The organism is Mesorhizobium sp. M1338 (genome assembly GCF_040318045.1).
Taxonomy (GTDB): domain Bacteria; phylum Pseudomonadota; class Alphaproteobacteria; order Rhizobiales; family Rhizobiaceae; genus Mesorhizobium.
The window spans coordinates 318,740-332,792 of the sequence record NZ_JAMYLL010000003.1 but is presented as its reverse complement, the minus strand read 5'-3'; the positions used below and the strand labels follow the sequence as shown (position 1 = coordinate 332,792).

The 14,053-nt window shown below is 64.6% G+C and carries 14 protein-coding genes, 1 tRNA gene and 4 pseudogenes; 12 read left to right on the top strand and 7 right to left on the bottom strand.

What is annotated here, in order from left to right; translation table 11 throughout:
• Positions 1–214 precede the first annotated feature (214 nt).
• The 3 genes from NKH19_RS05490 (at position 215) to NKH19_RS05480 (ending at position 3,947) form a co-directional block, all read left to right on the top strand.
• Entirely contained in the window at positions 215–1,726 is a 1,512-nt protein-coding gene (locus NKH19_RS05490; RefSeq protein WP_352866158.1) for an ABC transporter ATP-binding protein, read from the top strand.
• Between the two features lie 224 nt (positions 1,727–1,950).
• The gene (locus tag NKH19_RS05485; RefSeq protein WP_352866156.1) at positions 1,951–3,006 is read left to right on the top strand and encodes an ABC transporter permease; all 1,056 of its coding nucleotides are present in this window, start codon (positions 1,951–1,953) and stop codon (positions 3,004–3,006) included.
• The gene (locus tag NKH19_RS05480; protein ID WP_352866154.1) at positions 3,003–3,947 is read left to right on the top strand and encodes an ABC transporter permease; all 945 of its coding nucleotides are present in this window, start codon (positions 3,003–3,005) and stop codon (positions 3,945–3,947) included. Before NKH19_RS05485 ends, NKH19_RS05480 begins: the two co-directional genes overlap by 4 nt.
• Positions 3,948–3,984: 37 nt before the next feature.
• Here NKH19_RS05480 and NKH19_RS05475 read toward each other — a convergent pair.
• A pseudogene (locus NKH19_RS05475) lies at positions 3,985–4,555 on the bottom strand (SDR family NAD(P)-dependent oxidoreductase); the annotation flags it as partial.
• Positions 4,556–4,714: 159 nt separating this feature from the next.
• On the opposite strand from NKH19_RS05475, the gene NKH19_RS05470 reads away from it, so the two are divergent.
• Positions 4,715–4,870, top strand: coding sequence for a hypothetical protein (locus NKH19_RS05470; RefSeq protein WP_352866152.1), 156 nt, complete (start codon positions 4,715–4,717; stop codon positions 4,868–4,870).
• A 112-nt stretch (positions 4,871–4,982) separates the two neighbouring features.
• On the top strand, positions 4,983–5,924 hold the full coding sequence (locus NKH19_RS05465) for an LLM class flavin-dependent oxidoreductase (protein ID WP_352866151.1): 942 nt from the start codon (positions 4,983–4,985) through the stop codon (positions 5,922–5,924).
• A 7-nt stretch (positions 5,925–5,931) separates the two neighbouring features.
• On the opposite strand, the pseudogene NKH19_RS05460 reads toward NKH19_RS05465, so the two are convergent.
• Positions 5,932–6,270, bottom strand: a pseudogene (locus NKH19_RS05460) (cysteine hydrolase family protein); the annotation flags it as partial.
• Between the two features lie 221 nt (positions 6,271–6,491).
• Here NKH19_RS05460 and NKH19_RS05455 point away from each other — a divergent pair.
• The 4 genes from NKH19_RS05455 to NKH19_RS05440 all read left to right on the top strand — a co-directional run bounded on the left by NKH19_RS05455 (position 6,492) and on the right by NKH19_RS05440 (position 9,673).
• Positions 6,492–7,283 carry an ATP-binding cassette domain-containing protein gene (locus NKH19_RS05455; RefSeq protein WP_352866583.1) on the top strand — a complete coding sequence of 264 codons (792 nt, stop codon included), beginning with the start codon at positions 6,492–6,494 and terminating at the stop codon, positions 7,281–7,283.
• A 65-nt stretch (positions 7,284–7,348) separates the two neighbouring features.
• Positions 7,349–8,320: a tonB-system energizer ExbB gene (gene exbB / locus NKH19_RS05450; protein WP_352866148.1), complete on the top strand. Its 972-nt coding sequence runs from the start codon at positions 7,349–7,351 to the stop codon at positions 8,318–8,320.
• Between the two features lie 4 nt (positions 8,321–8,324).
• The gene (gene exbD, locus NKH19_RS05445) at positions 8,325–8,759 is read left to right on the top strand and encodes a TonB system transport protein ExbD (protein ID WP_352866146.1); all 435 of its coding nucleotides are present in this window, start codon (positions 8,325–8,327) and stop codon (positions 8,757–8,759) included.
• A complete protein-coding gene (locus NKH19_RS05440) occupies positions 8,756–9,673 on the top strand; it encodes a TonB family protein (protein ID WP_352866143.1) in 918 nt (305 codons plus the stop codon). The genes exbD and NKH19_RS05440 overlap by 4 nt, the downstream gene beginning before the upstream one ends.
• Before the next feature lie 233 nt (positions 9,674–9,906).
• Here the strand turns inward: NKH19_RS05440 and NKH19_RS05435 are convergent, their stop codons facing one another.
• Complete coding sequence (locus NKH19_RS05435; RefSeq protein WP_352866140.1) at positions 9,907–10,161, bottom strand: hypothetical protein; 255 nt, start codon at positions 10,159–10,161, stop codon at positions 9,907–9,909.
• Between the two features lie 286 nt (positions 10,162–10,447).
• Between NKH19_RS05435 and NKH19_RS05430 the strand changes: the two are divergent.
• Positions 10,448–10,525: pseudogene (locus NKH19_RS05430) on the top strand (helix-turn-helix domain-containing protein); the annotation flags it as partial.
• Between the two features lie 24 nt (positions 10,526–10,549).
• Here NKH19_RS05430 and NKH19_RS05425 read toward each other — a convergent pair.
• Both NKH19_RS05425 and NKH19_RS05420 read right to left on the bottom strand, forming a co-directional pair.
• Positions 10,550–11,090 (bottom strand): annotated as a pseudogene (locus NKH19_RS05425) (XRE family transcriptional regulator); the annotation flags it as partial.
• 149 nt (positions 11,091–11,239) lie between these two features.
• Positions 11,240–11,315: transfer RNA gene (locus tag NKH19_RS05420), tRNA-Ala, on the bottom strand.
• 160 nt (positions 11,316–11,475) lie between these two features.
• Between NKH19_RS05420 and NKH19_RS05415 the strand changes: the two genes are divergently transcribed.
• Both NKH19_RS05415 and NKH19_RS05410 read left to right on the top strand, forming a co-directional pair.
• Positions 11,476–11,766: a YggT family protein gene (locus tag NKH19_RS05415; protein WP_352866137.1), complete on the top strand. Its 291-nt coding sequence runs from the start codon at positions 11,476–11,478 to the stop codon at positions 11,764–11,766.
• Positions 11,763–12,077: a DUF167 family protein gene (locus NKH19_RS05410; protein ID WP_352866134.1), complete on the top strand. Its 315-nt coding sequence runs from the start codon at positions 11,763–11,765 to the stop codon at positions 12,075–12,077. Before NKH19_RS05415 ends, NKH19_RS05410 begins: the two co-directional genes overlap by 4 nt.
• A gap of 16 nt (positions 12,078–12,093) precedes the next feature.
• Here the strand turns inward: NKH19_RS05410 and NKH19_RS05405 are convergent, their stop codons facing one another.
• On the bottom strand, positions 12,094–12,975 hold the full coding sequence (locus NKH19_RS05405; protein WP_352866131.1) for a MurR/RpiR family transcriptional regulator: 882 nt from the start codon (positions 12,973–12,975) through the stop codon (positions 12,094–12,096).
• Between the two features lie 10 nt (positions 12,976–12,985).
• A complete protein-coding gene (locus NKH19_RS05400) occupies positions 12,986–14,053 on the bottom strand; it encodes an ABC transporter ATP-binding protein (RefSeq protein ID WP_352866129.1) in 1,068 nt (355 codons plus the stop codon).

Here is a 14,053-nt window from a genome sequence, read left to right as displayed (position 1 = left end):
CCCGACTACACCCCGTGTGCTTACGTGTTGTGGCGCGGTGTTTGTTTCTGCAGTCCGTGGGGGGGGTGGGGCTCGTCGCGCGCGGGCCGGGGGGGGGGGGGGTCTTCGGCGCCGCCCCCACCCCGTCTCGCAATCTTCGCTTCGCTCCGACTGCGAGCCGACCCTCCCCACAAGGGGGAGGGTGAAGCAGAGCCCTCTCTCCGCAGGAGCACCCTTGCCCGCCCCCCTCATCGAAATGCGCGGCATCACCAAACACTTCGGCGCCGTCAAGGCCAACGAGGCCGTCGACCTTAGCGTAGCGCCGGGCGAGATCCTTGGGCTGCTCGGCGAGAACGGCGCCGGCAAGACGACGCTGATGAATGTGCTGTTCGGTGCCTATGCGCCGGACGCCGGCGAAATCCTTATCCAGGGCCGGCCGGTGCGGATCACCAGTTCGGCCGATGCGCTGGCCGCCGGCATCGGCATGGTGCACCAGCATTTTCACCTCGCGCCACGGCTCACCGTGCTGGAAAATCTTCTAATAGGCATTCCCGGCAAGAGCGGCCGGATCGACCGTGCCGGCGGGCTGGCGCGGCTGGCCGAGATCGGCCGGCAGCATGGGCTCACACTTGACCCGGCCCTGCCGGTCTCGGCGCTGTCGGTCGGCGAACAGCAGCGGCTCGAAATCGTCAAGGCGCTGTTTCGCGGCGCCAGGCTGTTGATCCTCGACGAGCCGACGGCGGTGCTGGCGCCGAGCGAGGTCGACGGATTGTTTTCGGCATTGCGCTCGATGGCGGCGCAAGGCCTCGGCATCATCTTCATCTCGCACAAGCTCAACGAGGTGCGTGCGCTGACGCATCGCTGCACGGTGCTGCGGCACGGCCGCGTCGCCGGCCGGGTGGACGATCCCGCCAACACGACGTCGGCCGCAATGGCGCAACTGATGTGCGGCCACGAGATCGTGCCGCCGGCGCGGGGACCATCGACGCCTGGTGCTGATGTGCTTACCCTCAAGGGCATCTCGACATCGCATCATTCGGGCACGCCGCTGCGCGACGTGTCGGTTGCCGTTCGTGCCGGTGAGATCCTCGGCATTGCCGGTGTGTCAGGCAATGGCCAGCGTGCCTTGGCGGAGGTGATCTCCGGGACGCGTGTGCCTGACGCCGGCCAGATGACGATCGCCGGCAGCAAGGTCACACGCTTCTCGCCGCGCGAGGTGCAGGCGCTTGGCCTTGGTCGCATTCCGGAAGACCGCATGACCACCGGGCTGGTCACCAATTTGCCGCTCGCCGATTCGATGGTGCTGCCGCGCATCGGCACCGCCGCTTTCAGCAGCAGGGGCCTGCTCAAGCCGGATGCGATCCGCGCCTTCGCCGAGGCGCAGATCAAGGCCTATGATATCAGGTGCCCCGGGCCGATGACCCGCGCCGGAGCGCTATCCGGCGGCAATCTGCAGAAGGCGCTATTGGCGCGCGAACTCGCCTTCGATCCGAAGGTGCTTATTGTCTCGCAGCCGACGCGCGGCCTCGACATCGGGGCCGCGCGTTTCATCCACGAAAAGTTCCTCGACATGCGGGCCAAGGGCTGCGGCATCGTCGTCATTGGTGAGGATCTCGAGGAGCTGCTGGTGCTCTGCGACCGCATCGCGGTGATGTATGAGGGGCGCATCGTCGGCACGCTCGACAGCGCCGATGCAACGATCGCGCGGCTCGGGCTGATGATGACCGGCGCGGAGGGGAGAGTCTAGATGAACCTTCTGGCGGCGCTGACCCCCACCCCTAACCCCTCCCCACAAGGGGGAGGGGGATGCTGCCGCGCTCCGTTCACACAGCTTCCGAGCCCAAACTTCAGCCGTTTTGTCGTGGTCAGCGCCTCCGAGAGTTCCCCTCCCCCTTGTGGGGAGGGGCTAGGGGTGGGGGTCCCTCTTCGTCAGAATCCTTGTTCGACAGACCGAACAGAGGGTGCCGTCTAATGTTCCGCCTGGAAGTCCGTGCAAGCACTCCTGCCTGGTTCAACCTCGCTTTGCCATTGCTGGCGATCGGAGCAACGCTCATCTTGTGCAGCGGCCTCATCGCGCTGGCCGGCGCCGGCGTGCTCGAGGCCTATGGCGTGATGTTCACGGCCTCGCTGGGTGACAGCTATGCGATCACCGAAACGATGGTGCGTGCAGCACCGATGATCTTCACCGGGCTGGCGGTGGCCGTCGCCTTCCGGGCAAAATTCTGGAACATCGGCGCCGAGGGTCAATTGCTGGCCGGCGCGGTGGCCGGCTGCTTTGTCGGCGCCATCCCCATGCCGGGACCGCTTGCCATGGTGTTGATGGCGGTGGCCGGTGCCGCCGCTGGTGCGGCAGTGGCGCTCGTTCCCGCCACGCTACGGGTGAAGTTCAAGGTCGATGATGTCGTCAGTTCGCTGCTGCTCAACTCGGTCATCTACTATGCGCTGATGGCGCTGATCGAGGGGCCGTGGAAGGACAGTTTCAGCGGCTACCCGATCTCGCCGCCGATCGAGGATTCGGCGAATTTCCCGGTGCTGCTCGAAGGCACAAGGCTGCATCTCGGCGTCGTCGTGGCGCTGATCGCGGCACCCTTGATCTGGTTCCTGATCGTGCGCACGACGCTCGGTTTCAGGATCAGGGTCATCGGCGAGAATCCCGAAGCCGCCAGATATGGCGGCATCCATGTCGAGCGCGTGCTGATCTCTACGGCGCTGCTGTCCGGTGCGCTGGCCGGCCTCGCCGGTGTCGGCGAGGTCGGCGGCGTGCATTTCCAGGTGATGAGCGACATCTCGCCGGGCTACGGCTATTCCGGCATCGTCGTTGCCATGCTGGCGCGGCTCAACCCGCTTGGCGTCGTGCCGGCTGCGATCTTCCTTGCCGCCGTGATGACCGGCGCCGAGGCGATGTCGCGGGCGACCGGCGTGCCGGCCTTCCTCAGTGACGTCATCCAGGGCACCGCATTGCTTGCCATGCTGGTGGCGCTGCTGTTCACCGCTTATCGCATCCGCCGCGTGGGAGCCGCCCGATGAGCGCGGTGTTCGAACAGATCTTTCAGGTCGGCTTCCTCGCCGCCATCATCCGCATCGCCACGCCGCTGGCTTTTGCCACGCTCGGCGAGATGTTCTCCGAGCGGGCCGGCGTGCTCAACCTGGGCATCGAAGGCATCATGCTGTTGTCGGCGATGACCGGCTTCACCGCCGCCAGCCTCAGCGGCAGCCTGTGGCTCGGCGTGCTGGCGGCCGTGCTGACCGGCATGCTGATGGGCGCGCTGCATGCGCTGTTCACGGTGGTGCTCGGCCTCAGCCAGCATGTCTGCGGCATTGGCGTGACGCTGTTCTCTTCGGGCCTTGCCTATTTCCTCTACCGACTGATCTTCGGCCAGCAATCGGTGCCGCCGAACATCAAGGGTTTTCGGACACTTCCGGTTCCGGTCCTCTCGGACATTCCGGTGCTCGGGCCGGCGGTTTTCAACCAGTTCGCGCTGGTCTACATGGCGATCCTGGCCATTCCGCTTGCCGCTTTCGTACTCTACCGCACGCCATGGGGCCTGTCGGTGCGCATGGTCGGCGAAAACCCGCGCGCCGCCGATTCGGCCGGCGTCAGCGTCATTGCCACGCGCTTCCAGGCGGTCATTCTCGGTGGTGCGCTGATGGGGCTGGCCGGCGCCTTCCTGTCGATGGCGCAGTTCAACGCCTTCACCTTCGGCGTCGTCTCCGGGCGCGGCTGGGTGGCGATCGCGCTGGTCGTGTTCGGCCGCTGGGACCCATGGCGCTCGGCGGGTGCGGCACTGCTGTTTGCCTTCGTCGATGCCTTGCAACTGCGCATGCAGGCGAGTGGGCTAGGCCACATCCCCTATGAGGCGTTCCTGATGCTGCCGTTCATTTTCACCATCGTCGCGATGGCGGTGATGTCACGCAACGCGGTGGCGCCGTCGGCGCTGCTCAAGCCGTTTCGGCGCGAGGAGCGGTAGACGAGCAGGACTTGGTGTCCTTTCCTCTCCCTCCGGAGGAGACGTCGATGCCGAGCCTGCCGAGATCGGCGACCTCGCGCAGGCCGTGCGGCGTGCGGATGAAGCCGGGGCAGGCCGCGTTGCAGCGGATGTTGCGGTCGCGGAGCTCGACGGCGATGGCCCGCGCGAACATGTGGCAGGCGCCCTTGGTGGTGTCGTAGAGCACCTCGTTCGGAGTCGCCGCCACCGCCGAGATCGATGAAGTGCAGTCAATCGAGCCGCCGCCGGCCGCAATCATGCCGGGCAGCACGGCGCGCGTCATCAGGAACATCGAGCGGACGTTGACGGCATGCAGCCAGTCCCATTCCTGGACCGTCGTCTCCAGGAACGCTTTATCACGATGGTGCCGGCGTGGTTGAACAGCACGGTGACCGGCCCGAGCTTTTCGATAGCACCCTTCACTGCCACTTCGACCTGGGCTTCGTCGGAGACGTCGACCACCCAGTGTTCGGTTATGTGCCCCGCGCGCGTATCGCCGCCACGGTGGCCGCGGCCGCCTCGCCATTGCGGTCGATGATCGCCACCTTGGCGCCCTCGGCGACGAACAGCCCCGAGGCCGCTCCACCCATTCCCGTCGCGCCGCCCGAAATGATGGCCCTGCGGGCTCGCTCAGCAAGCAGGTACCAATTTGTGACGGCTCAGTAGAAAATCTTTCTGGCGAGGGGCTGAAAATAGCAATCGACAAAGTCTACAAGTTTTATAGATTAACCAGCGAGACGGAGGCCGATATGTCCTATATCCAGAACGCCCAGACGGATCGCAACGGCCAGAGGCTGGCCAATGCCCAGACCTTTCGCCCGGCCTATGCCGGCGCTTTCGCCTATGTGGTCTTTGCCCTTGCGTTTGTGTTCACCGGGGCAGTTGTTCTGGGCCTCATCCCCTAGAATCCGTCAGATAGGCCGGGATTAGCTGCCCCGCCGCTTCTAGGCAATCGGAGTTGAATGAACCGAATCCTCGGTGCGCTTGCGCGCGCCCGACACAACGGAGGAGATGGCAATGCCGATCGAGTTCACGCATGTTCCTGGCAAGACCGCCGACGCCGCGGTTCCCTTTTTCTACGACTTTGCCGAGACCGCGACCAAGCTCGGACTGATCGAGGACGGCGGTTTCCGCAAGATCGTCGTCGACGATTCGGCCGGGCTGCTGACCAATATGGATCTTGCTGCCCAGGTGCTGGACCGGACCTTGTCGCTGGAAGTCGTGCTAACGCACTGGGCGGGCGTGGTTGAACCGACCGTGGCGGCCCGCCAGCTTGCATCGATCGACAGGAAAAGCGGCGGGCGGCTGGCGCTGCGGATGATCAGCGAGCCGCTGAGCGACGCCGATGCCGAAACACGGCCGGTCGGGCACACCGTCATCTGGCAGCGTATCGACGAATATCTGGTGCTGCTCAAGCGGCTTTGGTCGAACGACCGGCCCTTCGACCATGAAGGCGCGTTCTACAGCATCAAGGGCGGTTATGTGCCGCGCAAGGGTCCGCACGGCGCCGACCTGATCATCCGCATGGGCGGACAATCCGGAACGGCGGTCAAGGTGGCCGGCCGGCATGCCGATGTCTTCGAACTGGCGCCGGGCTCGATCGATGAGGTCCGGCAGCTGATGGAGCGGGTGCGCGGCGCCGCCGCCGAACATGGCCGGGCCGGCAAGCTGCGCTTTGCGCTTCCGGTCAGGATCCACCAGAGTGCTTCCGCCCCCGGCCTCAAGGCGGTCGACGTGGCCGGGCCGCCGGCCCAGGCCGCCCTGTCGCTGCTTGCCTATGCGGCTCTCGGGATCGACGAATTCATGATTGTCGGCGTCGACACGCCGCGTGAGATCACAACCGTCGGCCGGGAAACGATCGCCCTTCTGCGCAACTCGCTGGCGCGCCGCGAGACCGAAGAATTCCAGCCCGGGGCGTTTGCGCCGCGCGCGGGCATGGAAGCGCGCGTAGCGGACTAAGGAGCCTTCAGCCCTTCGTTGCCTCAGGCCTGTCGCCAAGCTGCGACAGGCCTTGCATGACGGCGGCTGAATCCGTCAGCGCGCCGAAGATGCCGTCCTCGACTGTCACCATGTGAGGCGCGGCTTCGTGGGCTTGTCTGTCGCCACTGGCACAAGCGTCCGAGATCGTCAGGCATTGAAAATTGCGGTCGCAGGCCTCGCGCAGCGTGGTGTGGACGCAGACATCCGTGGTGCATCCGGAAAACAGCAGATGCGTGATGCCTTGCGCACGCAGCACAAGCTCGAAATCCGTATAGGTGAAGGCGCTGTTGCAGGTCTTGTCGACTATGATGTCCTGCGGCGACCGCCGGCGCGGATCAGTTCGCTGTGCAAACTGGGTTCGACAACGACGCGGTCGCCACCGTTGTCCGGGCGGGACCTGTTTGCGGCAGTCGCATTGATTTGTTGATCGTTGTAGTCATCTTCAATCTTGACTAGTAATGTCATGTTTCCTAGTCAACCGGCATCGGCCCGTCGAAACCCGGAATCTGGAAATGCGGGCGGCCGCACTGGAGAAAAGCCATGACCATGGCTGGAATTGATGCCCAAACTGCCTTCCATATCGACGCGGTGCGCTTTGCTGTCGGCGAGCGAACGCTGCTCGGTCCGGTTTCGCTCGAACTGGAGCGCTCGCGCGTCTACGGGCTGATCGGCCACAATGGTTCGGGCAAGTCGACACTGATCAAGCTCATGGCGCGCCAGCAGCCGGCAAGCTCGGGCGCCATCACCTTCGCCAGGCGCCCGCTTCTGCAATGGGGCGCGCGAGAACTCGCCCGCGCGCTTGCCTATCTGCCGCAGACGACGCCGGCGGCGACAGGTCTTACGGTGCGCGAACTGGCGACGCTCGGGCGCTATCCCTGGCATGGCGCGCTTGGCCGTTTCCGCGCCGAGGACAGGCAGCATGTCGACGAGGCGCTGGTCCTGACCGACATGGAAGGTTTCGCGGATCGGCTGGTGGACGAATTGTCCGGCGGCGAACGCCAGCGCGCCTGGCTGGCCATGCTGGTGGCGCAGAATGCCGGTGTCATGCTGCTCGACGAACCGATCTCGGCGCTCGACATCGCCCATCAGGTCGAGGTGCTCGGGCTGGTCAAGGATCTCAGCCGCAAACGCGACCTCTGTGTCGTCGTGGTGCTGCATGATCCCAACATGGCGGCGCGCTACTGCGACGAACTGATCGCACTGAAGGATGGCAAGCTGCTGACGCGCGGCACGCCCCGCGAAATCATGCGCGGCGATGTGCTGAAGGGCATTTTCGGCGTCGAGATGGGCGTGTTCGCGCACCCCGTCACCGGCCAGCCTGTCGGATATGTGCAGTGACGAGATCTGATGCGGCGGTGGGAAACAGAAAGCGGCCGACCGCTGTGAGAACAAGGAAGAAGCTGTTGTCGAAAAGTGGTTTGTTGGCGGCGTTGGTCGCATCCGTCATCCTGTCGGTCGGCAGCGCGACCGCCCAGGAGCAACCGGCCGGAGCCGCCCCCGCGATCGAGGCACCCGCCGCGCCGGCACCCGCTACTCCGGCGCCCGTTGCACCGGCATCCGCCGCACCGGCAGTCGTCCCGCCGGCCACGATGGCGCCGGTGCAGCCAGCCAACCAGCCGAACACGACCCTGCCGGCCGAGGCCGGATCTTCGCCGGCAACGGAGCTGACCTTGCCGCATGACCTGTCGCCATGGGGCATGTTCATGGCGGCCGATATCATCGTCAAGGCGGTGATGATCGGGCTAGCCTTCGCCTCACTCGTCACCTGGACGATATGGCTGGCGAAATCGCTGGAGATCTTTGGTGGCAAGCTGCGCATCCGGCGCGCCGTCCGGGCGATCGGCGATGCCGCCACGCTGAAGCAGGCCAGCCGCGCGCTCGACCGCGGCGGCGGCCCCGGTGCGCTTCTGGTGCGGGCGGCCGAGGAGGAGACCGCGCTTTCGGCCGGCGCGCTCGATCATGTCTCCGGTGATGGGCTGAAGGAACGGGTGACGTCGCGCCTGTCGCGCATCGAGGCGGCGGCGTCGCGGCGCATGTCGCGCGGCACCGGCGTGCTGGCGACGATCGGTTCGACCGCGCCCTTCGTCGGCCTGTTCGGCACCGTCTGGGGCATCATGAACGCATTCATCGGCATCTCGCAGGCGCAGACCACCAATCTCGCCGTGGTCGCGCCGGGCATCGCCGAAGCGCTGTTGGCCACCGCGATGGGCCTTGTCGCGGCGATACCGGCCGTCGTCATCTACAATGTCTTCGCCCGCTCGATAGCCGGCTACCGGCAGATACTCGCCGATGCCTCGGCGGGCGTCGAACGGCTGGTCAGCCGCGACCTCGATTATCGCACGGTCGCGCCGGCAACGGCGCTGGCGGCGGAGTAGCGCCATGGGCAGCAGAATCCGACCGACCATGGATGACGATCTCGAGGAAAGCCACGAGATCAACGTCACCCCCTTCATCGATGTCATCCTGGTGCTTTTGATCATCTTCATGGTCGCGGCACCGCTGGCGACCGTGGATGTCAATGTCGACCTGCCGGGCTCGACCGCAACGCCCGCGCCACGGCCCGAAACGCCGCTGTTCCTGACTCTGAAGGACGATCTGACGCTGGCGATCGGCAACGACAGCGTGCCGCGCCCGGCTTTCGCCGCCTCGCTGGACAGCAGGACAAAAGGCGACAAGCAGACGCGCATCTTCCTGCGCGCCGACAAGGCGGTCGCCTATGGCGACCTGATGGACGCGATGAACCTGCTGCGCGGCGCCGGCTATCTGAAGATCGCGCTGGTCGGCCTCGAGGCGGCGCCGGCAGCGGGGCCATGATGCATGCGGCCGCCTTGCCCTCGGTTGAGTTGTCGCGCTTCGGCTGGCGCGACTTTGGTTTGTGGGCCAGTGCCGCCGCGCTGGTCCTCGGAGCCCATGTCGCGGTCGCCTATGCCATGCAGAATTTCACGATGGTCACCGACCCGGACGGCGGTCCGCCGCCGGCCCTGGTGATCGAGATGGCGCCGATGGCGGTGATGCCGGCCGTGGAGGAACAGGTTGCGGCGCCGAACGCGGTGAAGCCCGATCAGGCCGAGCCGACGCCCGAAGAGCCGGTCGAGGAGGCGGAGGAACAGCCGGAAGCCGTCCCGCCCGACGAGACCGAGCCCACCCAGACCGAGATGGCCGAGCAGGTCGACCAGCCACCGCCGGATGAGGTCGTCCCGGATATTGTCGAGGCTGTAGCGCCCGAGGTCGTCATTCCCTTGCCGCAGCCGAAACCGGTCGAGGTGATCAAGGACAAGAAACCGGCCGAGGCCAAGGCGAAAAAGCCTGTCGAGAAGCCCAAGCCGCGTCCGAAGAAGGAGAAGGCGGCGCCGCCAAGGACGGCAACCGTCGCCAGTGCCGATGCAAAGCCGGCGGCCAGGACCGCCGCGCCGAAGTCGGCACAATCGACGTCACGCTCCGGCGACGCCAGCAAATGGGACTCCCGTCTGGGCGCCTGGATCAGGCGGCACACGCGCTATCCCAGTTCGGCCAAGGCCAGAGGCGTGGAAGGCAAGCCGTATGTCGCCTTCACGGTCGACTCGTCCGGCCGGGTCCTGTCCGCCAGGCTCTCTCGCTCTTCCGGAGATGCGGATTTGGACCGCGCGGCACTGGCCGTGCTGCAAGGCGCCACGGTGCCGGCACCGCCGCCGGAACTCGGCTCACGCCAGAGCCGAACGGCGCCATTCGTATTCAGCCTGCGCAACTAGAGGCTAGGGCAAACCCGGGCCAATAGCTCAGCGACAGGCAAAGGGCCTCGACCTGCTCCAGATGGAAGCGGCATTTCGTGCGTCTGAGGTTCGGGTCGTCGGCGCCGTCAATCTCGATGGTCTGTATCATGAAGTCGAAATGGGCGTGGAAGGCGTCCACCGCCCCAGAGACTGTCTGCCTGACCGGTGATGCCGAGCCGGCAACCGCGCACGCGGTTGACGAGTGCATACCGCTACGCCCTTCGGGGCTGGGCGGCACGATTGTCTTTTGCCCGCGCCTGGGGGTGCAGCGGGTTGCCGCTGAGCTGCGTATGCCTGGCCGGCCGTGCGCCGCGAAGCACGTCGAAGGCTTCCGCATAGGCCATGCCCAGCAGATAGGAGATCATGGGAAAACGGCTTGCTTCGGCCATCTGCACGAGCTCATTGGTCATCGACGAAATATATTGAAGATTATCGATTTCCGACTGACGTAAGGACTGATTTGACATGTTCTGCTCCTGTCTCTGGTGGAACCTAGGGAACGCGTTACCGACCATACTGAGCCGACTAATTGATCGATTGACTCGCGGAATACGAGGCTTCTTCCGGAGCGGCGTTCACTTTCCTAGCTATTTTCATCCGTTTCCTGACCCCATCGGGATCCGTTGAAAGGCCCCTCAAACCGGACCCACGCCAAGAAAGGTAAGGTCGAAAGAGTTAATGGTATGTTAAAATCGTAGTAAATCCGCGCGCCAAGGCAGGCGGATGAATTATCTTTCCTCGCGCTGAAGTGTAAAATATCGATTTTATCCAGATACAGAGCAGACAATCGCTAGCATACGCTTTTTCGGCATCATGCTTATTCTTATTTAGCGTAAGCCACGGCGATCGAAGGGATTAACCCAGTCCTTCCCGAGTGAGGGCTGGCCACCAGTTGATCGACGCTCGGATCGTCGAGCCTGATGACATGTGCCATGCTGATGGCAACCCTTGGGCGGATGTTGACAATGTCGCGCCGCATGATGACGGACACGAATGCCGGCCCGGCCTCTGTCAGAAGCATGGCCTTGCCTATCAGCACCGGTTCGGAGATCGGAGCCCATTGCACGGAGATCAGCGACGGCTCGCCAGTCTGGCGGCGATTGATGCCGCTGAAATAGATCCAGTTCAGGCGCGAGGTCGCCACCCCATAGTGATTGCCGCGCGCCCGCCCGCCCATGTCGGCCCCCGGCGCTCCGACCACCCGGTGACCCTTCTGAAGGTGACCAGTTCGGCTTCGCGCCGCACGAAGGTTACCGAACGCATCAAGAGGTCGCCGGGCCGGGATCGAGAAATAAGTGAAATAGGTGCCTCCCGCGATCGATGGGCTGGGCGGCCGGATCATCTGGTTGAACAAGCTCTCGGAAACCGGCGGCAGGCCGGGGACACTGGGTTCGGGGACAATTGACCACGGTTTTGTCAGATATCGCGAGACGGGCGCGCAGTAGCGCGTGCGGCCTTCACAGGCGTGTTGGCACAACAAATATCGCCGGCAGGCGAGCGCGGTGCGTTTCTCCTGTCGTGGAAAGCAGAAATCGATTATTCCGCTGGTGGAGCTGAGGAGGATCGAACTCCTGACCTCGTCATTGCGAACGACGCGCTCTCCCAGCTGAGCTACAGCCCCGTCCAGCGGATGGGGCATTTATCGGGCGCCGTGGTTTCCTGTCAAGGCGGCGTTTCGGCGAAATTCCTGGCTGCCGGGCGTCAGGCCGGCGCGCTGCGGCAGGCGACCCTTGCCGGTTTCGCCTGCAATGGCTACATGTCGGCAACAATTGGAGACTGGCATGCTCGCCCTCATTCAAACAATCGTCATGGCGCTTGACCTCTACTGGTGGATCATCATCGCCTCGGCGATCTTCTCCTGGCTCTACGCCTTCAACGTCGTCAATTCGAAAAACCAGTTCGTCGGCAGTATCGGCAACATGCTCTACCGCCTGACCGAGCCGGCGTTGCGGCCGATCCGCCGTTTCATGCCGGACCTTGGCGGGATCGACATCTCGCCGATCATCCTGCTTCTGGTCCTGTTCTTCCTGCGGCAGTTCATACTCACCACGGTGGCGCCTCTGATCCTGTGAGCCCTTTCCGCCTGCGCGATGGTGGCGTCGAGCTGTTTGTCCGGCTGACGCCAAAGGCTGCGCTGGACAGGCTCGAAGGCGTCGAGACATCAGCGGACGGACGAAGCCATTTCAAGGCCCGCGTCCGCGCCGTGCCGGAAAACGGCGCCGCCAATCATGCACTTGAAAAGCTGATTGCCAAGGCGCTGGGCGTGCCGGCTTCGACTGTATCGATTGTCGCCGGTGGCACCGCCCGGCTGAAGACACTGCGTATCGCGGGTGATCCGGCGGCGTTGGCGAAAAGGATCGAAGGGCTCGGCCAGCAGTCCTGATGCCCTTCGGTGGGGGTCAATCCCCCAGCGGCAAACGGGGATCGTCGACTTTCAACGTGTTCACGCTCTGCTTGATGCGGCGCAGATTTTCGAGAACCCTTGGTCCGCGCGTCTCGGCGACCGACGTGACGATCATGTCGACGATCGACAGCAGCGCATAGCGCGACGATGTCGGCTTGTAGATGTTGCCGTCTTCCAGCGACTGGAAATTGATGACCGTGTCGGCGACCTTGGCGAGTGCGGAGTCCGGCGGGGTGATGGCGATGGTGGTGGCGCCATATTGCTGGGCGACCTGCGCCGCATCGATGACCGATCGCGCATAGCCGGAGACAGAGAAGGCGATCAGCGTGGTGTCGGGCGTGGCAACGGCTGCGTACATGCGCTGCAGCTGTCCGTCTATCTGCGCCAGCACCGACACGCCCAGCCTGAACAGCCGGTTCTGCATCTCGGTCGCCATCATCGACGAAATGCCGCCGGAACCGATGCACAGCACATTGCCGGAAACGGCGATGCGTGCGGCGACGGCGACCAGCGTCGTCATATCGAGGTTTTCGCTGGCGCGCTGGATGGCCGATATCGCCGCTTCGGTGATGGCGGACGCGATGCGCTGTTCGCGGGCATCGCGGCTCAACGGCTCCGGTGACAGATACTGGCCGCCGATGGCGATGGCTTGCGCCAGATAGAATTTGAAGTCGCGCACCCCCTCGCAACCGAGGTTGCGGCAGAACCGCGTCACCGTCGGCTCGCTGACGCCGACGCGCGCGGCAATTTCCGAAATCGCCGCCTTGGAGACAAAGTCGAGGTCTGCCAGCACGAAGCCGGCAAGCTTGCGATCCGACTTCGTTCCGTCCTGCAGCGTCAGTTGCAAGCGCGTGATGATGTCGGCCGGCGTCTTCATGCTGATGTTTTCATAGAGGCAGGCCCGTCGCCTTGTCGAACAGGTGGACGTTGCCGGGGTCGACGGTCACCGGCAGCAGGTCGCCCGGCCTGACCGGCACCCTGTCGCGGAACACGGCGCGCACTATATCAGCGCCGATGGCGCCATAAACATGGGTTTCGGAGCCGGTCGGCTCGACGACATCCACCTTGATCGCCATCGCGCCGGCAGCCTCGCCGATGACGAAGTGCTCGGGCCGGATGCCGGCCTCCACCGCACTGCCCGCGGGTACCTGTTTGCCGGCAAGCGCAAGCCGCCCGCCACCGGCCGATTCGAACCAGGTTTTCTCAGGCGATGTCCTGAGAGAGCCCGAGACGAAACTCATCGACGGGGAGCCGAGGAAGCTGGCGACGAACTTGTTGGCCGGCCTGTCATAGAGCTCCAGCGGCGCCCCGACCTGCTGGATCCGCCCGCGGTCCATCACCACGATGCGGTCTGCCATGGTCATGGCTTCGATCTGGTCGTGGGTGACATAGACGATCGTCGATTTCAACCGCTGGTGCAGCGCCTTGATCTCGACGCGCATCTGCACGCGCAATTGCGCGTCGAGGTTGGACAAGGGCTCGTCGAACAGAAACACCGACGGCTCGCGCACGATGGCGCGGCCCATGGCGACGCGCTGGCGCTGGCCACCCGACAGCTGGCGGGGGTAGCGGTCGAGATAGGAGAAGAGATTGAGAACGCCGGACGCCTTCTTGACCTTATGGTCGACCGACTCGCGCGCCTCGCCGCGTATCTTCGGGCCAAAGCCGATATTGTCCGCTGCCGTCAGATGCGGAAACAGCGCATAGGACTGGAACACCATGGCGATGTTGCGCTGCTGCGGCGGCAGCGCGTTGGCGCGCACGCCGCCGATCAACAGATCGCCGGAGGTGATCGTCTCCAGCCCGGCCAGCATGCGCAGCAAGGTCGACTTGCCGCAGCCGGATGGGCCGACCAGCACGACGAACTCGCCGCTCTTGATATCGAGGCTGATGTTTTCGAGGATCTTGTGCTGCCCGAAGGATTTCGACAGGTCGCGAAATTCGACGTCGGTCAT